At 33.5% G+C, this 20,210-nt stretch carries 23 protein-coding genes; 1 reads left to right on the top strand and 22 read right to left on the bottom strand.

What is annotated here, in order from left to right:
* Nucleotide 1: 1 nt before the first annotated feature.
* The 3 genes from leuD to Q4566_RS04535 all read right to left on the bottom strand — a co-directional run bounded on the left by leuD (nt 2) and on the right by Q4566_RS04535 (nt 2,675).
* Entirely contained in the window at nt 2–598 is a 597-nt protein-coding gene (gene leuD / locus Q4566_RS04545; RefSeq protein WP_303418833.1) for a 3-isopropylmalate dehydratase small subunit, read from the bottom strand.
* A gap of 85 nt (nt 599–683) precedes the next feature.
* Nucleotides 684–2,078, bottom strand: coding sequence for a 3-isopropylmalate dehydratase large subunit (leuC, locus tag Q4566_RS04540; protein WP_303418831.1), 1,395 nt, complete (start codon nt 2,076–2,078; stop codon nt 684–686).
* A 210-nt stretch (nt 2,079–2,288) separates the two neighbouring features.
* Entirely contained in the window at nt 2,289–2,675 is a 387-nt protein-coding gene (locus Q4566_RS04535; protein WP_303418828.1) for an acyl-CoA thioesterase, read from the bottom strand.
* 235 nt (nt 2,676–2,910) lie between these two features.
* On the opposite strand from Q4566_RS04535, the gene Q4566_RS04530 reads away from it, so the two are divergent.
* Entirely contained in the window at nt 2,911–3,327 is a 417-nt protein-coding gene (locus tag Q4566_RS04530; protein ID WP_303418825.1) for a glyoxalase, read from the top strand.
* Here Q4566_RS04530 and Q4566_RS04525 read toward each other — a convergent pair.
* From Q4566_RS04525 to efp, 19 genes are all read right to left on the bottom strand, one after another.
* On the bottom strand, nt 3,324–4,004 hold the full coding sequence (locus Q4566_RS04525) for a DUF2461 domain-containing protein (RefSeq protein ID WP_303418822.1): 681 nt from the start codon (nt 4,002–4,004) through the stop codon (nt 3,324–3,326). The genes Q4566_RS04530 and Q4566_RS04525 overlap by 4 nt on opposite strands.
* Nucleotides 4,005–4,119: 115 nt before the next feature.
* Nucleotides 4,120–4,305 carry a hypothetical protein gene (locus Q4566_RS04520; RefSeq protein WP_303418819.1) on the bottom strand — a complete coding sequence of 62 codons (186 nt, stop codon included), beginning with the start codon at nt 4,303–4,305 and terminating at the stop codon, nt 4,120–4,122.
* Between the two features lie 83 nt (nt 4,306–4,388).
* The gene (locus tag Q4566_RS04515) at nt 4,389–4,550 is read right to left on the bottom strand and encodes a DUF1328 domain-containing protein (protein ID WP_303418815.1); all 162 of its coding nucleotides are present in this window, start codon (nt 4,548–4,550) and stop codon (nt 4,389–4,391) included.
* Between the two features lie 124 nt (nt 4,551–4,674).
* Complete coding sequence (locus tag Q4566_RS04510; RefSeq protein WP_303418813.1) at nt 4,675–5,181, bottom strand: Dps family protein; 507 nt, start codon at nt 5,179–5,181, stop codon at nt 4,675–4,677.
* A 167-nt stretch (nt 5,182–5,348) separates the two neighbouring features.
* A complete protein-coding gene (locus Q4566_RS04505) occupies nt 5,349–6,125 on the bottom strand; it encodes a tRNA pseudouridine(38-40) synthase TruA (RefSeq protein ID WP_303418810.1) in 777 nt (258 codons plus the stop codon).
* 9 nt (nt 6,126–6,134) lie between these two features.
* Nucleotides 6,135–6,728 carry a bifunctional phosphoribosyl-AMP cyclohydrolase/phosphoribosyl-ATP diphosphatase HisIE gene (gene hisIE, locus Q4566_RS04500; RefSeq protein WP_303418807.1) on the bottom strand — a complete coding sequence of 198 codons (594 nt, stop codon included), beginning with the start codon at nt 6,726–6,728 and terminating at the stop codon, nt 6,135–6,137.
* A gap of 50 nt (nt 6,729–6,778) precedes the next feature.
* Nucleotides 6,779–7,534 carry an imidazole glycerol phosphate synthase subunit HisF gene (gene hisF / locus Q4566_RS04495; RefSeq protein ID WP_303418803.1) on the bottom strand — a complete coding sequence of 252 codons (756 nt, stop codon included), beginning with the start codon at nt 7,532–7,534 and terminating at the stop codon, nt 6,779–6,781.
* A 92-nt stretch (nt 7,535–7,626) separates the two neighbouring features.
* Nucleotides 7,627–8,361, bottom strand: coding sequence for a 1-(5-phosphoribosyl)-5-[(5-phosphoribosylamino)methylideneamino]imidazole-4-carboxamide isomerase (hisA, locus tag Q4566_RS04490; protein ID WP_303418800.1), 735 nt, complete (start codon nt 8,359–8,361; stop codon nt 7,627–7,629).
* A gap of 47 nt (nt 8,362–8,408) precedes the next feature.
* Nucleotides 8,409–9,029, bottom strand: a complete 621-nt coding sequence (hisH, locus tag Q4566_RS04485; RefSeq protein WP_303419255.1) for an imidazole glycerol phosphate synthase subunit HisH — start codon at nt 9,027–9,029, stop codon at nt 8,409–8,411.
* A gap of 81 nt (nt 9,030–9,110) precedes the next feature.
* On the bottom strand, nt 9,111–10,247 hold the full coding sequence (gene hisB, locus Q4566_RS04480) for a bifunctional histidinol-phosphatase/imidazoleglycerol-phosphate dehydratase HisB (RefSeq protein ID WP_303418797.1): 1,137 nt from the start codon (nt 10,245–10,247) through the stop codon (nt 9,111–9,113).
* Nucleotides 10,247–11,293 carry a histidinol-phosphate transaminase gene (gene hisC, locus Q4566_RS04475; protein ID WP_303418794.1) on the bottom strand — a complete coding sequence of 349 codons (1,047 nt, stop codon included), beginning with the start codon at nt 11,291–11,293 and terminating at the stop codon, nt 10,247–10,249. The genes hisB and hisC overlap by 1 nt, the downstream gene beginning before the upstream one ends.
* A 51-nt stretch (nt 11,294–11,344) precedes the next feature.
* Nucleotides 11,345–12,628 carry a histidinol dehydrogenase gene (gene hisD / locus Q4566_RS04470; RefSeq protein WP_303418793.1) on the bottom strand — a complete coding sequence of 428 codons (1,284 nt, stop codon included), beginning with the start codon at nt 12,626–12,628 and terminating at the stop codon, nt 11,345–11,347.
* 118 nt (nt 12,629–12,746) lie between these two features.
* Entirely contained in the window at nt 12,747–13,604 is an 858-nt protein-coding gene (hisG, locus tag Q4566_RS04465) for an ATP phosphoribosyltransferase (RefSeq protein WP_303418791.1), read from the bottom strand.
* A gap of 325 nt (nt 13,605–13,929) precedes the next feature.
* Nucleotides 13,930–14,742 carry a prohibitin family protein gene (locus tag Q4566_RS04460; RefSeq protein WP_303418787.1) on the bottom strand — a complete coding sequence of 271 codons (813 nt, stop codon included), beginning with the start codon at nt 14,740–14,742 and terminating at the stop codon, nt 13,930–13,932.
* A gap of 16 nt (nt 14,743–14,758) precedes the next feature.
* The gene (locus tag Q4566_RS04455) at nt 14,759–16,792 is read right to left on the bottom strand and encodes a VWA domain-containing protein (protein WP_303418784.1); all 2,034 of its coding nucleotides are present in this window, start codon (nt 16,790–16,792) and stop codon (nt 14,759–14,761) included.
* 22 nt (nt 16,793–16,814) lie between these two features.
* Complete coding sequence (gene fabG / locus Q4566_RS04450) at nt 16,815–17,561, bottom strand: 3-oxoacyl-[acyl-carrier-protein] reductase (protein WP_303418782.1); 747 nt, start codon at nt 17,559–17,561, stop codon at nt 16,815–16,817.
* 191 nt (nt 17,562–17,752) lie between these two features.
* A complete protein-coding gene (sucD, locus tag Q4566_RS04445; RefSeq protein WP_303418778.1) occupies nt 17,753–18,625 on the bottom strand; it encodes a succinate--CoA ligase subunit alpha in 873 nt (290 codons plus the stop codon).
* Nucleotides 18,626–18,693: 68 nt separating this feature from the next.
* On the bottom strand, nt 18,694–19,635 hold the full coding sequence (locus Q4566_RS04440) for a UDP-3-O-(3-hydroxymyristoyl)glucosamine N-acyltransferase (RefSeq protein WP_303418775.1): 942 nt from the start codon (nt 19,633–19,635) through the stop codon (nt 18,694–18,696).
* 6 nt (nt 19,636–19,641) lie between these two features.
* Nucleotides 19,642–20,208: an elongation factor P gene (gene efp / locus Q4566_RS04435; RefSeq protein WP_303418772.1), complete on the bottom strand. Its 567-nt coding sequence runs from the start codon at nt 20,206–20,208 to the stop codon at nt 19,642–19,644.
* Nucleotides 20,209–20,210 lie beyond the last annotated feature (2 nt).

Below are 20,210 nucleotides of genomic sequence, written 5' to 3'. Positions count from 1 at the left end.
TCTAAAAAGGGCGTGATTCTGTGAAAGTTTCAATTTCACCTTTCATGCTTTGTAGATAATCAATATCATCAAAACCATTTAACATGTTACCTTTTTTATAACCATTGATATCAAATGATTCTTGAGTACCAGATGATGGTAATGTAATTGTTTGAGCTTCTAAATCGATTACTAATTCTGTTTTAGGATCTTCGTAAACCGCTTCAAAAATTTCATTTAAAAATTCAGGAGAAATTTGAACTGGCAAAACTCCAATGTTTAAACAGTTATTTTTGAAAATATCTGCAAAGAAACTAGATACTACACAACGAAAACCATAATCATAAACCGCCCAAGCAGCGTGCTCTCTAGAAGAACCAGAACCAAAGTTTTTTCCTCCTAAAAGAATTTTACCACTATATATAGGGTTGTTTAATACGAAATCTGTTTTTGGTGTATCGTCACCGTTATATCTCCAATCTCTAAATAAGTTGTCTCCAAAACCATCACGAGTTGTTGCTTTAAGAAAACGTGCTGGTATAATTTGATCTGTATCTACATTCTCGATTGGTAAAGGAACTGCAGTACTTGTTAGTGTTGTAAATTTATCGTAAGCCATTATTTTAAGTTAAAAGTGAAAAGTTAAAAGTGAAAAGTTTTAAATCCTTTACTCTAATTTTTAACTATTCATTGTTAATTATTAATTATAGAAGTTCTCTCGGATCTGTTACAACGCCAGTAACAGCAGCTGCAGCAGCCACTAATGGACTTGCTAATAAGGTTCTTGAACCTGGACCTTGACGACCTTCAAAGTTTCTATTTGATGTACTTACTGCATATTTTCCAGCAGGCACTTTATCATCATTCATAGCTAAACAAGCAGAACAACCTGGCTCTCTTAATACGAAACCAGCTTCTTCAAAAATAGCTAATAAACCTTCTTCTTTTATTTTAGCTTCAACAATGTGTGATCCTGGAACTAACCAAGCCGTTACATTGTCTGCTTTTTGTCTTCCCTTTACAATAGATGCAAATGCACGGAAATCTTCAATACGACCATTGGTACAAGAACCAATAAATACGTAATCAATTTTCTTTCCAATCATTTGATCGTTTTCAGCGTAACCCATGTAGGCTAAAGACTTATCATAAGTTGCTTTTCCACCTTCAACAGATTCAGCAGTAGGAATGTTTTTAGAGATACTCATTCCCATACCTGGGTTTGTACCATAAGTAATCATGGGTTCAATATCACTAGCATCAAAAGTAAACTCTTTATCAAACGTTACACCTTCATCGGTTTTTAACGTTTTCCAGTATTCCATAGCTTTATCCCAATCTGCACCTTTTGGAGTCATTGGACGCCCTTTAATGTACTCGAAAGTTTTTTCATCTGGAGCAATCATACCGCCACGTGCACCCATCTCGATAGATAAGTTACAAACTGTCATACGACCTTCCATACTCATGTTTTCAAAAACATCACCAGCATACTCCACAAAATAACCTGTTGCACCAGAAGTACTTAATTGAGAAATAATATATAAACCAACATCTTTAGCGGTAACCGCTTTACTCAATGCTCCGTTTACGTTAATACGCATTTTCTTAGGTTTTGGCTGCATGATACATTGCGTTGTCAAAACCATCTCAACTTCCGAAGTACCAATACCAAAAGCAATCGCTCCAAAAGCACCGTGAGTTGATGTATGTGAATCTCCACAAACTATAGTAGCTCCTGGAAGTGTAATACCATTTTCTGGTCCTACAACGTGAACAATACCATTGTTTTGGTGCCCTAAGCCCCAGTGACTAATACCGTATTCGTTCGCGTTATTTTCTAATGTTTTTAATTGATTAGCAGATAAAGGATCTTCAACAGGTAAATGCTGATTAATTGTAGGTGTATTGTGATCGGCAACCGCAAAAGTACGCTCTGGATATAATACGCTTAAACCTCTACTTTTTAAACCAACAAATGCTACAGGACTTGTTACTTCATGAATTAAATGACGATCGATATAAAACACATCTGGACCATCTTCAATTTTCCTTACAACATGTGAATCCCACACTTTGTCAAACAATGATTTACTCATAAATATTATATTTTGTATTAAAGTTGCTTTTAACTTAGGCGTTTTTAAAGCCTAAAAGCCTATAAAGACTTACAAATTTATGTTTTATTACATGTATTTAAAACTTAAAGCCCCTTTGTTATTTAATTTTTATAAAATTACTAGTGGATAGATTATAAATTGAATTTTATTCAACAAATTCTCAAAATTGATTGTTTTTTTCAAACGCCCCTATTGAAGTCTATCTTTTACGTATTCTACCTCCGTTTTTCCATGCGGTTTGGCCTTGCCATCAGGTCCAAGATTTACCATGACAATGTTAGAAATTGTAATTATGGTTTCTCTTGTCATTTTATTTCTTACCTCACAACTTAAGGTTAATGATGCCCTTCCAAATTTCACAGGGGTAATCCCTATTTCGATAATATCGCCTTGTCTTGCAGAAGCCTTAAAATCAATTTCACTAATGTATTTTGTTACTACCTTTTGGTTTTCTAATTGAATAATGGTGTAAAGCGCTGCCTCTTCGTCAATCCAATCTAATAAGCGGCCACCAAACAAGGTTCCGTTTGCATTTAAATCTTCAGGTTTAATCCATTTTCTTGTATGAAAATTCATCTTATATAATTATGTGTTAATTTTTGTATTCCTTTTTATCGAACAAATCTAGACGATTCATTCCTGCTAAATAATATGTGTTTTAACCAAACAAAACAGCCGAAAACCACGATATTATTTAGAGTTTCTAAAGGTATGAAATTCTTGAATGTTAATAAACTCGTTGATAAGTATAAAGTTAAATTAATATGAACAGCTCGAATAATTTCTATTTTTAAGTAAAATCTCCATAAAAATGAACACTAGACAATCAAATCTGACTAACATTCGACCTGAGATTTTAGGCGAAACGATTAAAGAAAACATGAGTAGTGATGAGCGCTTTCAGAACTTAGTTTTGAGACCAATCATCAAACTTCAAAATGATTTACTTGTAGAAGTTTTTAAAAATTACATTAGAAAACACAAATCTGTTTTCCATGGGTTTACTTTGGAAAAACGCATGTCTTACATTGAAAATGCCATTCAACGTGACATGAAACTTAGGAATTCCATGAAAGGCATGATTATCGGACAGTTTACTGTTGAGGAATACCAACTTTATATAGAAAACTCTTCAGCGCTTAACAAACGTATGATGAACCTTGTTAAAGATCGCTTATTAAGCCAAATACAATTATTTGATAAACCAGAGCTGCTAACAGCGGTTTAATCAATAGTTGAAACTCCATTTATATCTGTAGTTAAAACATCGCTCATATAATCAAAATATGGGCGAATGGTTTTAAATGCACTGGTTATTTCATCTAAAAAATTAGGATTTAACACTTCTTCATCGCTATATTTTTTAACGAAAATGAATTGTTTTTTTCTTATTAAATCAATGGCTTTATGCTCTTTGTTAAAGCCTTTAGGAGCGGTTTTCAATTCATCGCCAACGAGTTCTCCCCAAACAGATTTAAATTTTTTATCTTCAATAATCTCACGGATTTCAACATCGTCCACTTCGAATTCTTTTCTTATTCTTAAAAGATCCTCTTTAGCAGGTTCCCAAAAACCTGTTGCAATAAAACTTTCGTTATTCGGTTGAATATGTAAATAATACCCACCTCTCAAGCGTGGTTTTGTTCTATGGAATGATCCACCAAAATGCGTTTTGTAAGGTAATTTATTCTTTGAAAAACGTACATCGCGATAAATTCTAAAAACTTTGAGTTTATCAATTTCATCATAGCTATTTAAACCTTCATAAACAGAATTATAAAAAGCTTTCACCTCTTTCTCAATCGCCTTAAATTCAGGCTTATTTTCATTAAACCAATCACGATTATTATTTTTTTCTAGCTTACTAAGAAATTTAAAAACGGATTTTGGCACTGACTTACTCATATGTTTTAATTTTTAATAATATTCTAAAATACAAAATGCCCCGAGTAATTCGGGGCATTTCTTAATATCTTTATACAACGAAAAAACATTGTATTTTACTTGTATTTAAAATGGATTAATCCACTTCGTCTACAGCATCATCTACAGCATCTCCAACATCATCAGCCGCATCTTCAATAGCGTCTCCAGTGTCTTCCGCTGCTTCTTCAATTTTTTCTCCTGTACTCTTTTCATCTCTACAACCTGTAAATACAGTTGATACTGTAAATAATAAGGCTAACGCTAATATCGTTTTTTTCATAATATAAATTTTAAAGTTTGATTATTAAATTATGCTATAAATACGTTTACACATACTATTATAGACTTCAAAATGATACTTGTTTATTTTTTAAGAACACCTCTTAATAAAGAGAAGATGAACAGTATAATAAATATGTAGAAGCATATTTTAGCAATTCCAGCTGATGCTCCTGCAATTCCACCAAAGCCTAATACTCCAGCGATTAAAGCAATAATAACAAATGTGATAGTCCATCGTAACATAATTTTTGATTTTAAGTTTTAATGAATAACTTACTATTAAATTATTCCTTGGTTATTAACTTTTATAAAGTTAGTAAAATATAACTTACACTATAAAATAATTATTAACTCATAAAAATTAATATTAACTCATTTCGACAGTAGCTTCTTTTAAGTTGTCTTTAGTTTCTTTACTCCAAGCATTTAGCATCCAACTCGATTTTTCTAACGCTCTAATATAACCACCAATTAAGTCAACAGTACCTTCATCTGAAATCTCATTGGCACTTTTAATCACTTTAGACATTTGCTTTAAAAGTTTCTTGTGATCGTCTAAGGTTTCTTCAACCATATCGGAATCACTCTTAGTTGAAGCACCTTCTTCAATTGATGAAACCTTTAAGTATTCTTCTAATTTACTCATAGGGTGGTATCTTAAAGTTAAGATACGCTCTGCTATTTCATCAATCTTGATTCGAGCATCTGAATATAAATCTTCAAATTTAGCATGTAAATCAAAGAAGTTTTCTCCTAGAATATTCCAATGATTACTCCTAAGTTTCTGATAATAAACATGATAATTAGCTAATAGAATGTTTAATTCTACAACTACCTTTAAAGTATCTTCGTCTTTTAAATTTAAATAACTCATAATGTTTTGTTTTTTTTGTTCGTTCTCCATTCAAACTAAAGGACGAACGAGACACATCAAAACATTTAACAGGCTTTAACCCTATTAAGAATGTATTAACTTAAATTATGTTAAGAAAAACGTGAGCTGTTAAAGCTTTTAAGAAATAATAGCTTTGTGAATGTGAATTAAATGAAGTCTATTTTATTCAAGATAAGCCCAGAAGCAGGTGCAATATAATTCATTTTAACCGTGCTGTCTGGCAATAAACTCACTCGAATATCTTCTAAACTAAGTTTCCCTTTGCCTAAATCGATTAAAGTCCCCATCATTAATCGTATTTGATTTCTCATAAAACCTTTACCCTTTACTCTTAATAAATAGGTTTTCTTCGGAAAGTAATTAGCGGTATAAATCGTGTTTTCAACAATCTCACAAGTTAAAATCTCTCTATTGTAAATACCGTTATCGGTAGGTTTGTAACAATATGTTTTCACATAATGTTCACCTTGAAAAAGTTTTGCGCCTTCCTTCATGAGTTCAATATCTAAATCATCTAGAATTGTGGTCATGATTGGTGCACAAAAGGGATGACATTTTTCACCAAATGCAAATAAATACAAGTATTCCTTGATTTTGGAATTATTGATGATGTTGAATTTTTCATCAACTTCACGCATACTTAAAGCACGGATGTCTTGGGGTAGATTATAATTAAACAATTCTAAAAATGCTTCTTGGTCTTCAATAGGCTCATGAACAAAAAGCTCGAAAGCCGCAGATTCCGCCGAAACCATGGCATCGGTGCGCCCTGAACTTAAACTCTTAAACTTTTTACCTTCTAAAATAAAATTAAGTGTTCTGTCTACCATAAGGTGTAAAGTTTTGACATCTGGCTGCTTTTGCCATCCGTGAAAACGATACCCTAAATACTGAATATTAAAAACGTAGAAATACTTTTTCAAATTGGAAAATTACTTATGTCTCCCTTTCAATTCAGCTTCAATATCTTTTAGCGTGAATCCTTTTGCTTGAAGCAACATTAAGTAGTGAAACAATAAATCTGCCGATTCATACAGGAACAACTCATCGTTATTATCCATAGCTTCAATCACGGTTTCCACAGCTTCCTCGCCTACTTTTTGAGCGACTTTATTGATGCCTTTTGAAAACAAACTGGCTACGTAAGATTTGTTAGTATCTTTATTAGCTACACGTTCAGCAATCACATCTTCTAAAGTTGAAAAGAAACCATACGTTGAATTATTATCTTCTCCCCAACAGTTCCCTGTACCTTTATGACAAGTTGGTCCGGCAGGGTTAACTTGAATTAAAAGAGAATCGTTATCACAATCATTTTTAATACTTACAACGTTTAAAACGTTACCGCTTTCCTCACCTTTTGTCCATAGGCGTTGTTTACTTCTACTGAAAAAAGTAACTTGATTTGTTTCAACAGTTTTTTCATATGATTCCGCATTCATATAACCCAACATTAAAACTTTACCCGTTATAGCATCTTGAATTATGGCTGGAACTAAACCTTGCGCGTCGTATTTAATAGTCATGATAATTTCTTTTAAAAATTACTGAATATATTCAGTAAACTTAAGCTGTCTTAAAGACGAACTTCTATATTATTTTGTTTTAATTCTTTCTTTAATTCAGGAATTGGGATTTCACCAAAATGAAAAACACTAGCCGCTAGAGCGGCATCCGATTTCCCTTCTACAAATGTATCAATAAAATGCTGCACATTCCCTGCTCCTCCAGAAGCAATAATAGGAATATTTAGTGTTTCAGATAACTTTGACAAAGCTTCATTGGCAAAACCGTTTTTAGTACCATCGTGGTTCATAGAAGTAAATAAAATTTCTCCTGCACCACGTTGTTCCACTTCTTGAGCCCATTCAAACAGATCAATTTCTGTTGGAATACTTCCTCCTGCTAAATGCACTTTCCATTGGCCATCCACCTGTTTTGCATCAATAGCAACAACCACACACTGACTTCCAAATTTATTTGATAATTCGTTTACTAGTTCAGGTCTTTTTACAGCTGAAGAATTTATAGAAACCTTATCAGCTCCACATTGTAATAAGGCATCGACATGTTCTACAGAAGAAATACCGCCACCCACAGTAAACGGAATATTAACTTGTTCTGCAACGCGTAAAACCATATCTAAAGTGGTGCCCCTACCTTCTAAAGTTGCTGAAATATCTAAAAACACCAATTCGTCAGCGCCTTGTTCTGCATATTGTTTAGCTAATTCCACAGGGTCGCCAGCATCGCGTAAATCTACAAAATTCACACCTTTTACAGTTCGTCCATTTTTAATATCCAAACACGGCACAATTCGTTTTGTTAACATTTATTATTTTTTTTTGTATTTCCATCTAAGTGGAAATCTTTATCTACTTTAATTAGATTTCCGCTTTCACGGAAAAAGAAAAAACAATACTTCTAAACGTATCTTTCTAATTGGTGTAAACTAATTCTATTTTCATAAATCGCCTTACCAATAATAACGCCTTCGCAACCTAAATCTCTTAATTTTGGTATTTCTCCAATTTCTGAAATTCCGCCAGAAGCTATTAGTTTTATGGATTGCCCACTACTACTATTAGAACATTCTGTGATAATTTGTTTGTATAGATCAAATGAAGGCCCTTCTAACATACCATCTTTAGAAATATCTGTACAAATCACGTATTTAATACTTTTCTTTTGATAGTCCTTAATGAACGGAAGTAACTCCTCTTCACTATCTTCTTGCCAACCACTAATGGCAACTTTGCCTGCATTACTATCTGCTCCTAGAATGATTTTTTCACTACCATATTTAGAAATCCAACCCTCAAAAGTTTCACGATCTTTAACCGCAATACTTCCTCCAGTAATTTGTTTAGCGCCAGAGTTAAAAGCAATATGTAAATCTTCATCAGACTTTAAACCACCGCCAAAATCAATTTTTAACTTTGTTTTTGAAGCTATTTGCTCAAGAACTTTATAGTTTACAATGTGTTGTGCTTTAGCCCCATCTAAATCTACTAAATGCAAATTTTCGATTCCAGAGGCTTCAAACATTTTAGCAACCTCTAGAGGGTTTTCATTATATACTTTCTTAGTATCGTAATCACCTTTGGTTAAACGAACACATTTTCCGTCTATAATATCTATGGCTGGGATTATTCTCATTTGATGGTTTTTAGTTGATGGTTGTTAGTTATTGGTTTTTTCTATCACTAAAGTGCTAGAAAATTCTCTAAAATCTTCGCACCTGCAGTACTGCTCTTTTCTGGGTGAAATTGCACGCCGTAAAAATTATTGTGCTGTAAAGCGGATGCATAATTTAGGCCATAATCTGTTTTGGCAATCGTTTCGTTACAATGCTCGGCATAATAACTGTGCACAAGATACATGTATTCGTTTTCTTTGATGCCTTTAAACAAATCGGATCTTAAATCTTTAATGACATTCCAACCCATTTGCGGTACTTTCACGTCATTTGAAAAACGTTTTACTTCGGTTTGAAAAACGCCAAGACCTTTTGTGTTACCTTCTTCACTAGATTTACAAAGCAGTTGCATTCCCAAACAAATGCCTAAAACAGGTTGTTTTAATTGCGGAATTAAAGTATCTAATCCTGTTTCTTTCAACATTTTCATTGCTGAACTCGCTTCACCTACTCCAGGAAAAATCACTTTATCGGCCGCTTTAATCACTTTTGGGTCATTTGACAAAATAGCATCAACGCCCAAACGTTTAAAAGCAAACTGTATGCTTTTAATGTTTCCTGCGCCGTAATTTATTATTACTACTGAGGCCCCATCTAGCTTCCCCGAAGGGGAAGAACTCTCACTCATATCTTTATTTTCACTCATTATTTTTATTTTCTTATAATTTGTCTTTAGCAACAGTATTCCCCCACCTAGGGGTTAGGGGGATTATAACATCCCCTTTGTTGATGGTAAAAACATCTTATTTGAATCACGTTTTACTGCCATTTTCATAGCTTTAGCAAAGGCTTTAAAAATACCTTCTATTTTATGGTGTTCGTTTACACCTTCAGCTTTTACATTTAGGTTACATTTTGCGCCATCTGTGAATGATTTAAACAAGTGGTAAAACATTTCAGTTGGCATATCTCCTATTTTCTCTCTTTTGAATTCAGCATCCCATTCTAACCAATTTCTACCACCAAAATCAACTGCAACTTGTGCTAAACAATCATCCATTGGCAAACAGAATCCGTAACGCTCGATTCCTAATTTATTACCAAGTGCTTTATTGAATAATTCACCAAGGGCAATCATAGTATCTTCAATGGTATGGTGCTCGTCTACAGCCAAATCACCATTCACTTTAATAGTTAAATCCATCGCGCCATGGCGACCAATTTGATCTAACATGTGGTCAAAAAATGATAAACCAGTATCGATATCATTTTTTCCTGAACCATCTAAATTTATTTTGATATAAATCTGTGTTTCGTTGGTATTTCTTGTGATTTCAGCAACACGGTCTTTTAATTTTAAAAACTCGTAGATTTCTTTCCAATCGGTGCTCGTTAAAGCAATACAATCGTTGATTTCTTGCTGTGACGCTTCAGTTTCATCGGCTCCTAATTCAGGGTTTTCAGAAAGGTAAATCCCTTTGGCTCCTAAGTTTTTTGCCAATTCCATGTCAGTGATACGATCACCTAAAACAAAAGAGTTTTCTAAATCATAATCTTCAGAAAAATACTTTTTTAATAATCCTGTTTTTGGTTTACGTGTTTCAGCATTTTCATGGGGGAAAGTCTTATCTATATGAATATCAGCAAATGCAACCCCTTCCTTTTCAAATGCAGAAATCACTTTGTTTTGGGCTGGCCAAAAGGTGTCTTCTGGAAAAGAATCTGTTCCTAAACCGTCTTGGTTGGTTACCATCACCAATTCATAATCCAATTCACTGGCAATTTTCGCCATGTATTGAAATACTTTCGGGTAAAATTCAAGTTTTTCTAAACTATCTAACTGATAATCAACTGGTGGCTCTAAAACTAAAGTGCCGTCACGGTCTATAAATAATACTTTTTTCATTATATAGATTTTAAAGTCTCTATTAATATTTTATTTTCATCAGGTCTTCCTACGGTAAATCTTAAGGTGTTCTCACAACCTGGTTGGGTTGTTCTATTTCTAATGACAATGCCTTTTTCAATTAACTGATTGTAACGTTTTGTAGCGTCATCCACTTTAGCTAAAATGAAATTGGCATCAGAAGGATAGATTTCCGAAACATAATCTACCTTTTTTAAAGCTTCAATTAAAAGGCTACGTTCTTCTAAAATGCTTTTAATCTGTTGTGCTGTTAACTCTTTATTCTGAAGTTGAACAATCGCCTTTTGTTGTGTTAATTCATTAACATTATAAGGTGGTTTCAATCGATTTAAAACTGAAATAATGGCCTCGGAAGCATAGCAAATCCCCAAACGGATACCTGCCATACCATAGGCTTTCGAAAGTGTTTGAGTCACTATCAAGTTAGGAAATTCCGCTAACCTACTCACCCAACTTTCCTCATTAGAAAAATCAATGTAAGCTTCATCAATAACAACAATGCCTTTAAAATTGTCAATTAATTTAGAAATAGAAGCTGCTTCAAAACTGTTTCCGGTAGGATTGTTTGGCGAACATAAAAACAACAATTTACTTTTTTCGTTTACTGTTTCTAAAATAGCATCCACTTTTGGCTGAAAATGCGCATCTAATTGTATTTCTTGAATTTCAATCGCATTGATATTCGCTAATACACTATACATCCCATAAGTTGGTGGTAAAGTGATAACATTGTCTTGATTTGGCTCACAAAAAGCTCTAAAAATCAAATCTAAAACTTCATCACTACCATTTCCTAAAAGGATATTTTTAGTAGAAACACCTTTTATTTCAGACAATAAGCCTTTTACATTACGTTGTTGCGGATCAGGATAACGATTAACACCGTTTTCATACGGATTTTCGTTGGCATCCAAAAACACCATGGCATCGCTATTGCCTTGAAATTCATCTCTTGCAGACGAATATGGTTTTAAGGCTTTTATTACTGGGCGGGTTATGTTATTTAGGTTAAAATTTGTAGTCATGTTCATGTTTTGAACTTAGTTCATGAGATTCCTGCCTGCACAGGAATAAGTTTATTTTAAATCTTTTAATCGAATGCTTACCGCGTTTTTATGTGCATGTAAACCTTCTGCTTCTGCCATGAGCTCAATCGTTTCTCCAATATTTAAAATACCTTCTTTGGATATTTTCTGAAAGGTCATGCTCTTCATGAAACTGTCCAAATTCACTCCAGAATATGCTTTTGAAAATCCGTTTGTTGGTAAGGTATGATTGGTTCCTGAAGCATAATCTCCAGCACTTTCAGGAGTATAATCACCAATAAATACAGAGCCTGCATTACTAATACCATTGATGTATAAGTCTTCGTTTTTTGAACAGATGATAAAATGTTCTGGACCATATTCATCAATTAACTCTAAACCTAAATCATCATTTTCTATGTAGATAAGCTTAGAATTAGCAATAGATTTTTCCGCAATCGCTTTACGCGGAAGAACGGCTATCTGAGATTCAACTTCTTTAGAAACTTCTTCAATGATTGCTCTTGAAGTAGACACCAAAATCACCTGACTATCAGGGCCATGTTCGGCCTGACTTAATAAATCAGAAGCAATATATGAAGCATTCGCAGAATCATCGGCAACCACTAACAATTCACTTGGTCCTGCAGGCATATCTATAGCTACACCAAATTTCGTAGCCAATTGTTTGGCTACTGTTACAAACTGATTTCCTGGTCCGAATATTTTATAAACTTGAGGAATAGACTCCGTTCCGAAAGTCATTCCGGCAATCGCCTGAATCCCTCCTACTTTTATTATTTTGGTTACGCCACAAAGTTGTGCTGCAAATAAAATTTCAGGAGCTAGTTTGCCTTCTTTATTTGGAGGAGAACATAAAACAATTTCCTTACAACCTGCAATTTGAGCAGGAACAGCTAGCATTAAAACCGTTGAAAACAAAGGTGCAGTACCTCCAGGAATATACAATCCTACTTTTTGAATCGGACGCTTTTCTTGCCAACAAGAGACACCATTAGTCGTTTCAACATCAATTCTAGATGTTTTTTGTGCTGCATGAAAACGTTCGATATTAGATTTCGCTAATTTTATAGCCTTCTGAAGTTTTTCTGGAACCAAAGCAATAGCTTCTTGAATTTCTTCGGAAGAAACCACATTAGAATCTAACGAAACACCATCAAACTTTAAAGTGTATTTTTTTATAGCAATTTCTTTATCAACTGAAACTTCCTTAAAAATCTCATTGACAGTGCTTTCAATATCATTGACTGTTTGCGTTGGTCGCTTTAAAATTTCCGACCAGCTGTCACGATTAGGGTTGTTTATGATTTGCATAATAAAACATTTTTTCTATTTCCGCGAAGGCGGAAATCTCTTAAAACTAAACTATGTCATGATTAGTAATACATACCATGAGATTCCCACTTTCGTGGGAATTAAAAAACCGTACTATTTACAGTACCATTTTTTCAATAGGACAAACTAAAATACCTTGAGCACCTTTAGCTTTAAGGTCGTCAATAACGTCCCAAAATTCATTTTTACTAATCACAGAGTGAATGGAACTCCACCCTTCTTCTGCTAAAGGTAAAACCGTCGGGCTTTTCATGCCTGGTAATACATTGATGATATCTTGAACCTTATCGTTTGGTGCGTTTAATAACACATATTTAGAATCTCTACCCTTTAAAACAGACTTAATTCTGAATTGAATAGTATCTAAAATAGCTTGTTTTTCATCGGTTAAAATTGGAGATACTGCTAAAACAGCTTCCGAAGTTAAAATAGTTTCAACCTCCTTAAGATTGTTTTTAAACAGCGTGCTTCCACTAGAAACGATATCGCAAATAGCATCCGCTAAGCCAATATTTGGCGCGATTTCTACAGAACCGTTAATAATGTGAAGGTTTGCTTTTACACCATTTTCCTTTAAATACATTTCAACTGTATTCGGGTACGATGTTGCAATACGCTGACCTTCAAGATCTTTTATAGAATTGTATTCTGTTGTTTTTGGTACTGCAATACAAACGCGACATGTAGAAAAACCTAATTTTTCAACCACATTAATACCGTTTCCTTTTTCAATTAAAACATTTTCCCCAATAATAGCGGCATCTACAACACCATCTTTTAAATATTGTGGAATATCTCCATTTCTTAGGTAAAAAACTTCAACAGGAAAATTTCGTGCCGAGGCTTTTAATTGGTCGATACCATTATCGATTGAAATACCGATGTCTTTTAAAATTCTCATCGAATCTTCGTTTAAACGACCCGACTTTTGTACTGCAATTCTTAATTTACTCATTATATTGGTTTTATGAGTTTGAAACAATTTTTGTTGGCATTTTAAAAATAAAAACCCGCTTGATTGTCTCAAACGGGTTTAAAATATATTTAAATTTACTCAATACATTCTCACTTCGCTTGATTGCAAATTTTGAAATGATGATGTAAATGAATAAAGGTCATAATCTTATTTTTTACTGATACAAATATCAGTATTTTATATGGATAATTCCAAATTTAAGAAGCTTTTCTTAACAAATTAAATTATCTATATTTTTCATTCTATAAAATTCAATAATTTCTAACAGATCTTTAGAAATACTGATTTTTTTAATTAGCAGTGCTTAGTTTCCTAAGATAATAGGCATACCACTATCTCCTGAACCTATTACAACGACCTTGCTATTTGGTGATTCAGATAATTTAATAGTTGCTTCGATACCTTTATCTTGAAGAATTTTATCAGTTAAAGAAGCACTTAAAATTCTATTAGCATCTGCCTTACCTTGCGCCTCGATAATTACTTTTTCAGCTTCTTTAGCAGCAGTTACTAATCTAAATTCATACTCTAAAGATTCTTGCTCCTGCCCTAATTTGCGTTCAATAGCGTCTTTAATAGCCGTTGGCAACGTCACGTCACGTACTAAAACTTCAACTAAATTGATGAATTGATCATCTACAATTTTTTTAGTTTCATCAAAAATTTCAGCTTGAATAGCGTCTCTTTTAGATGAATAAATTTGTTCTGGCGTATATCTTCCAACGACACTTCTAGTTGCAGAACGAATAGCTGGCTTTAAAACACGATCTAAATAATTCGCTCCTTTTTCTTGGTGTAATTTACCTAAGTCCTTAAACTCTGGCATATACCAAGCTGTTGCTTCTAACTGAATATCTAATCCGTTAGAAGAAAGCACTTTCATACGCTCTGTTAATTCCATTTGACGTACTTCGTAAACATATACTTTGTTCCAAGGCGCAACAATGTGAAAGCCTTCTCCCATAGGTGCTTCATCGGTAACTACACCACCTCCAAAGGTTTTATATAATACGCCTGCTTGACCAGAATCGATTGTTACTGCCGATTTTGTAATGATTACAACCAGTACGACGATTGCGATAATAAAAGGTAATGCTACTTTAGGTAATTTGTCCATTCTATAAATTATTTATTTAAATTAATCCGTTATATTTTCTTAAAAACCACTCGATTCCAAGGCTTAAAGCAATGATAGCTAATAAGTATTTCCAATCTATCAAAGGTATGGTATTTCTACTACTTTTCTGTACTGGGATATAGCGGGTATCTCCCAATAATTCGTTAAATATTCCTGAAGAATTAGTAATAAAATAAGGTGTTCCAGAACTATTTACTGCTAATTGTTCTAATTTTGAAACATTGGCGTTTAAAAATTGTTGCTCCACATTGTACTCTAATATTTCAAAACTTCCTGACTGTGAAACGTTTCCATTTTTAGCTTTTAAAGTGAAATCATATACCGAAGGCTCTAAACCACTTAAATCTACTTCAAAATGATTGTTTTTTAAAATTAAAGGAAAGGTTTTCTGAGTTTTTGATTCTTTTTCAGTAACCGCTATTTCAAGTGTTTCTCTGGCATCAAACACATAGTTTTTATCAAAATACTCTGCTTTAATTATTACATGATTGTTTCCATCGTAAAATGATTGAAAATCTACATTTAATCTACTTTTTTGCTTATTTGAAGCTAAATACTGCACTAATTTCCCAACAAAATCATCAAACTCATGAAACGATTGGTTTTGTAAATAACTATGAGCGCGCCATTGCCAAATATTTTCTCCTAATAACAATGCTTCTCGTCTGCCATTATTTTCAAAGGTAAGAAGCAGCGGTTCGTTAGTTAAAACACCATGAACCGTTTTATTTAAAATAACATCTATAGGGTGATCAAAATGGATACTCCCGTAATTAGAATGTAACGGAGGAAAGGATTCAAATCCTATATCTTCTATTATAAATGGGTTGTATTTAGTGTTTAATTCAGCTTGATAATCTTCTTTCTGATTAGTAATATCATGCTGATAGTTTTCCAAACTATTATTAATGAAATTCAAGTTAGTTTTCGCCCCAATAATCGTAAAATGATTTTTGTTTAAAGCTTTAAACTCATTAAAAATTATTTTAAACCTATTGTTTGGCTGATACAATATAAACAACTGAAAATCATTTATTTGAGAAATAACCTCGTTAGGTTTTAAAATGGAAACGAAACGTTGTTCATTACTTTCAATACTTTTTTTAAGCGCCCCAATATCTGGATGCGAAAAATCACTAACAATAGCGATATTAGTTTTTTGGTTTACGACTTCAACCGCAAAGTTTTTAGCGTTATTTATGATGTTTTTCTCATTATTTAAAGGCCTGATTTCAGCTTTATATTTACTAACACCTACCCTGCTTGCAGGTATAGTAAAATGCATAATCTTGGAATTATCATCCTTAGAAAATTTAAGAACTTTTGAGAAAACAACTCCACTATTATTTGAAACCACGAATTTAGAATTCACATCATTATGACCTTTATAAACGACAATCGTCTCTACAGGAAATTCATTTTTTAAATAAGCATAGCGATTAACATTTAATTGCTGAATTTTTAAATCTGTATAACGCACCGTATCTCCTAATATAACCGGATAAATGGGGTGTTTATAAAAGCTATTTATAAACTGATAATCGTTACCATAAGTTTGGTTCCCATCTGTAATCAAAATCGTTGGGGATTGGGTTTGCTTATATACTTGAGATAATTGCTTAAAAGCCTTGTGGATATTGGTTTGCTTTTCAGAAAAACTCACCGAATCAAGCACCTTTAATTGTTCACCAAACGTATAGAAGTCAACATTAAATTTTTCATTTAATGCCTTATTATTTTTAATACCTTCAACAAACTCATTAGCTTGATTAGTTTGTTTCAAGTGCTTTACGGAAGTAGAATTATCTATAGCAACCACAAGATTTGGTTTTTCAACAGATAATTGAATTTGCTCAAAACTAGGATTGATAATGAGCAATAAAATGGAAAAAATAGAAATAAACCTTAAAAAAGAAAAAAACATGTTCAATTTAGACATGTTTTTCCCTTTTCTAAAATACTGAAATAGCGCTAAGAGTAGCGCTATAATTCCAGCAAGTATTATGTATAATAATGTTTCTGAACTCATTAAAAGTACAAGAAGTTATTTTTTAAGTTAACATACCACCATCAACGTTTAGTGTTTGTCCGGTAATGTATGCACTCATATCACTTCCTAAAAACACACAAACGTTAGCGATATCTTCAGGTGTACCACCACGTTTTAATGGAATTCCAGCTCTCCAACCATCAACAACAGCTTCATCTAATTTTGCTGTCATTTCTGTTTCGATAAAACCTGGAGCAACGACGTTACTTCTAATATTTCTTGAACCTAATTCTAAAGCTACAGATTTAGAAAAACCTATAATTCCAGCCTTAGATGCTGCATAGTTTGTTTGACCAGCATTTCCTTTAACACCAACTACAGAACTCATGTTAATGATAGATCCTTTTCGTTGTTTCAACATGGTACGTTGAACAGCTTTAGTCATGTTGAATACAGACTTTAAATTCACCTCAATAACAGTGTCGAAATCTTCTTCAGAAATACGCATTAATAGATTGTCTTTAGTAATTCCAGCATTGTTCACTAGAATATCTATAGATCCAAATTCTTTAACCACATCTGCAGCCAAAGTTTGAGCTTCCTCAAAACTTGCTGCGTTGCTTTTATATCCTTTTGCTTTTACACCTAAAGCAATTAATTCTTTTTCTAATGCATTTGCTGCATCAACAGACGAACTGTATGTAAACGCGACATTCGCTCCTTGAGCCGCAAAAACTTGAGCTATTCCTTTACCAATGCCACGACTAGCACCAGTTACAATGGCTGTTTTACCTTCTAATAGTTTCATTATTTATAATTTTAAAATCTCTGTAATCCAGTGAAAAACTATTTATTATATAAAAATAACAGGTTTCAGATTACAGCAAATTATCTTTTTTAATAATTTCTGTGTTAACTTCAAATATAGGAAATACAAATGGCTTCAAATAAAAAAACCTCACAAAGATTTGCAAGGTTTAATCGTATTTGATTTATGTATTATCCTAAAACTTCAGCAATTTTCTTACCGATTTCAGCTGGAGAATCTACTACATGAATACCACACTCTCTCATAATTGCTTTTTTAGCTTGTGCCGTATCATCACTACCACCTACAATAGCACCTGCGTGCCCCATTGTACGACCAGCAGGAGCTGTTTCACCAGCAATAAATCCTACTACAGGTTTTTTACTTCCACTAGCTTTGTACCAGTTAGCAGCATCAGCTTCTAATTGTCCTCCAATTTCACCAATCATAACTACAGCTTCAGTTTCTGGATCGTTAATTAATAACTCAACAGCTTCTTTTGTTGTTGTTCCAATGATAGGATCTCCACCAATACCAATAGCTGTTGTAATTCCTAAACCTTGTTTTACAACTTGATCAGCTGCTTCATAAGTTAAAGTTCCTGATTTAGAAACAATACCTACTTTACCTTGCTTGAAAACGAAACCTGGCATAATACCAACTTTAGCTTCTCCTGGAGTAATAACACCTGGACAGTTAGGGCCAATTAAGCGACAATCTTTTCCTTTAATATAACTTGAAGCAGTAATCATATCTGCTACAGGAATTCCTTCTGTAATAGTAATTATCACTTTAATTCCAGCATCAGCAGCTTCCATAATAGCATCAGCAGCAAAAGCTGGCGGTACAAAAATGATAGTAGTATCTGCTCCTACTTGTTCAACAGCTTCTAATACCGTATTGAAAACAGGTTTATCTAAATGTTTTTGCCCTCCTTTACCTGGAGTAACACCACCAACAACGTTGGTTCCGTATTCAATCATTTGGCTAGCGTGGAAAGTACCTTCACTACCCGTGAATCCTTGAACAATAATTTTTGAATCTTTATTTACTAAAACACTCATAAGTGATAATTAATTGTTAATATATTAAAAAACAAATGTAATTTTTTGAATTAACTTTTTATAGAAAATTACAGTTTTTTTGATTTGAGAATCTCTAATATTTTTGGAATCTGACGTATCGCTGCCAATTCCTTGAGTTTAACACGAACTTCCTCGGCAGGAGAACCAAAATAAACCTTTCCTCCTGGTAAAGATTTACTAATTCCTGATTGGGCTTGCACTACAGCTTTTTTACCAATTGTAATACCACTAGTACAACCTACCTGCCCCCATATAGTCACTTCGTCTTCAATAATCACACAGCCAGCGATACCAACCTGTGAAGCGATTAAACACTTCTTACCAATAACCGTATCATGTCCAATTTGTATTTGATTATCCAACTTTGATCCTTCACCTATGGTTGTATCTCCTGTTACACCACGATCAATGGTACATGCGGCACCAATATCTACATGGTTTTCAACCACGACTCGACCACCTGATTTAAGTTGATCATAGCCTTCAGGACGGTTTTTGTAATAAAAGGCATTAGCCCCTAAAACAGTTCCCGAATGAATCGTTACATGGTCACCAATAATAGCATCATCATAAATACTTACGTTGGAATGAATGATACAATGATCACCTATCACTACATTATTTCCAATGAAACAGTTGGGCTGAATAACAGTATTTTTACCAATTATAGCAGAGTCTGAAATGGCAGCATTTGAAGCTCTAAACGGCTTAAAATGTTGTGTTAATTTATTGAAATCTCTAAACGGATCGTCACTTATAAGCAAAGCCTTCCCTTCAGGACAATCTAATTTTTTGTTTATTAAAACAATAGTAGCAGCCGATTCCAAAGCTTTATTATAATATTTCGGATGATCCACAAATACGATATCCCCTGGTTCAACCACATGAATTTCATTCATACCTAGAACAGGAAAATCCGGATTACCAATAAATTCGCATTGAATTAAATCTGCAATTTGACTTAAGGAGTGTGGATTTTGAAACTTCAAAGTGTGTTATTCTTTAACGCGTTCTTTGTAAGTTCCTTTGTCTGTCTCTACCTTAATTTTATCACCTTCATTGATAAAAAGTGGCACGTTTACAGTAGCACCAGTTTCAACAGTAGCAGGTTTTGTAGCGTTTGTTGCTGTGTTTCCTTTTACGCCAGGCTCGGTAGCTGTAATTTCTAAAATAACACTAGCAGGCATTTCAACAGAAAGCGGTGCATTATCTTCAGAATTAATAATCACTGTAACCACTTCGCCTTCTTTCATTAAACCTGGATTATCTAATGCAGCTTCAACTAATTGAATTTGGGTATAGTCTTCAGTATTCATGAAGTGATAATACTCCCCATCATTGTATAAAAATTGAAATTTATGAGTTTCAACACGAACGTCTTCTAATTTGTGTCCAGCGGAAAAAGTATTATCTATAACTTTCCCATTAGTAACACTTTTAAGTTTTGTTCTTACAAAAGCAGGACCTTTCCCTGGTTTTACGTGTAAAAATTCAATAATTTTATAAATATCGTGATTATACCTTATACATAATCCGTTTCTAATATCCGATGTAGTTGCCATTT

It is taken from the genome of Tamlana sp. 2_MG-2023 (genome assembly GCF_030548465.1).
In the GTDB taxonomy this organism is placed as follows: Bacteria; Bacteroidota; Bacteroidia; order Flavobacteriales; family Flavobacteriaceae; genus Pseudotamlana.
The sequence above is the reverse complement of the archived record's forward strand: the minus strand, read 5'-3'. Positions and strand labels throughout refer to the sequence as shown.

What these genes read in the sequence shown, in the direction of transcription:
- leuD (WP_303418833.1), bottom strand. Translation starts at nt 598, where the DNA reads ATGGCTTACGATAAATTTACAACACTAACAAGTACTGCAGTTCCTTTA.
- leuC (WP_303418831.1), bottom strand. Translation starts at nt 2,078, where the DNA reads ATGAGTAAATCATTGTTTGACAAAGTGTGGGATTCACATGTTGTAAGG.
- Q4566_RS04535 (WP_303418828.1), bottom strand. Translation starts at nt 2,675, where the DNA reads ATGAATTTTCATACAAGAAAATGGATTAAACCTGAAGATTTAAATGCA.
- Q4566_RS04530 (WP_303418825.1), top strand. Translation starts at nt 2,911, where the DNA reads ATGAACACTAGACAATCAAATCTGACTAACATTCGACCTGAGATTTTA.
- Q4566_RS04525 (WP_303418822.1), bottom strand. Translation starts at nt 4,004, where the DNA reads ATGAGTAAGTCAGTGCCAAAATCCGTTTTTAAATTTCTTAGTAAGCTA.
- Q4566_RS04520 (WP_303418819.1), bottom strand. Translation starts at nt 4,305, where the DNA reads ATGAAAAAAACGATATTAGCGTTAGCCTTATTATTTACAGTATCAACT.
- Q4566_RS04515 (WP_303418815.1), bottom strand. Translation starts at nt 4,550, where the DNA reads ATGTTACGATGGACTATCACATTTGTTATTATTGCTTTAATCGCTGGA.
- Q4566_RS04510 (WP_303418813.1), bottom strand. Translation starts at nt 5,181, where the DNA reads ATGAGTTATTTAAATTTAAAAGACGAAGATACTTTAAAGGTAGTTGTA.
- hisIE (WP_303418807.1), bottom strand. Translation starts at nt 6,728, where the DNA reads ATGACTATTAAATACGACGCGCAAGGTTTAGTTCCAGCCATAATTCAA.
- hisF (WP_303418803.1), bottom strand. Translation starts at nt 7,534, where the DNA reads ATGTTAACAAAACGAATTGTGCCGTGTTTGGATATTAAAAATGGACGA.
- hisA (WP_303418800.1), bottom strand. Translation starts at nt 8,361, where the DNA reads ATGAGAATAATCCCAGCCATAGATATTATAGACGGAAAATGTGTTCGT.
- hisH (WP_303419255.1), bottom strand. Translation starts at nt 9,029, where the DNA reads ATGAGTGAGAGTTCTTCCCCTTCGGGGAAGCTAGATGGGGCCTCAGTA.
- hisB (WP_303418797.1), bottom strand. Translation starts at nt 10,247, where the DNA reads ATGAAAAAAGTATTATTTATAGACCGTGACGGCACTTTAGTTTTAGAG.
- hisC (WP_303418794.1), bottom strand. Translation starts at nt 11,293, where the DNA reads ATGACTACAAATTTTAACCTAAATAACATAACCCGCCCAGTAATAAAA.
- hisD (WP_303418793.1), bottom strand. Translation starts at nt 12,628, where the DNA reads ATGCAAATCATAAACAACCCTAATCGTGACAGCTGGTCGGAAATTTTA.
- hisG (WP_303418791.1), bottom strand. Translation starts at nt 13,604, where the DNA reads ATGAGTAAATTAAGAATTGCAGTACAAAAGTCGGGTCGTTTAAACGAA.
- Q4566_RS04460 (WP_303418787.1), bottom strand. Translation starts at nt 14,742, where the DNA reads ATGGACAAATTACCTAAAGTAGCATTACCTTTTATTATCGCAATCGTC.
- Q4566_RS04455 (WP_303418784.1), bottom strand. Translation starts at nt 16,792, where the DNA reads ATGAGTTCAGAAACATTATTATACATAATACTTGCTGGAATTATAGCG.
- fabG (WP_303418782.1), bottom strand. Translation starts at nt 17,561, where the DNA reads ATGAAACTATTAGAAGGTAAAACAGCCATTGTAACTGGTGCTAGTCGT.
- sucD (WP_303418778.1), bottom strand. Translation starts at nt 18,625, where the DNA reads ATGAGTGTTTTAGTAAATAAAGATTCAAAAATTATTGTTCAAGGATTC.
- efp (WP_303418772.1), bottom strand. Translation starts at nt 20,208, where the DNA reads ATGGCAACTACATCGGATATTAGAAACGGATTATGTATAAGGTATAAT.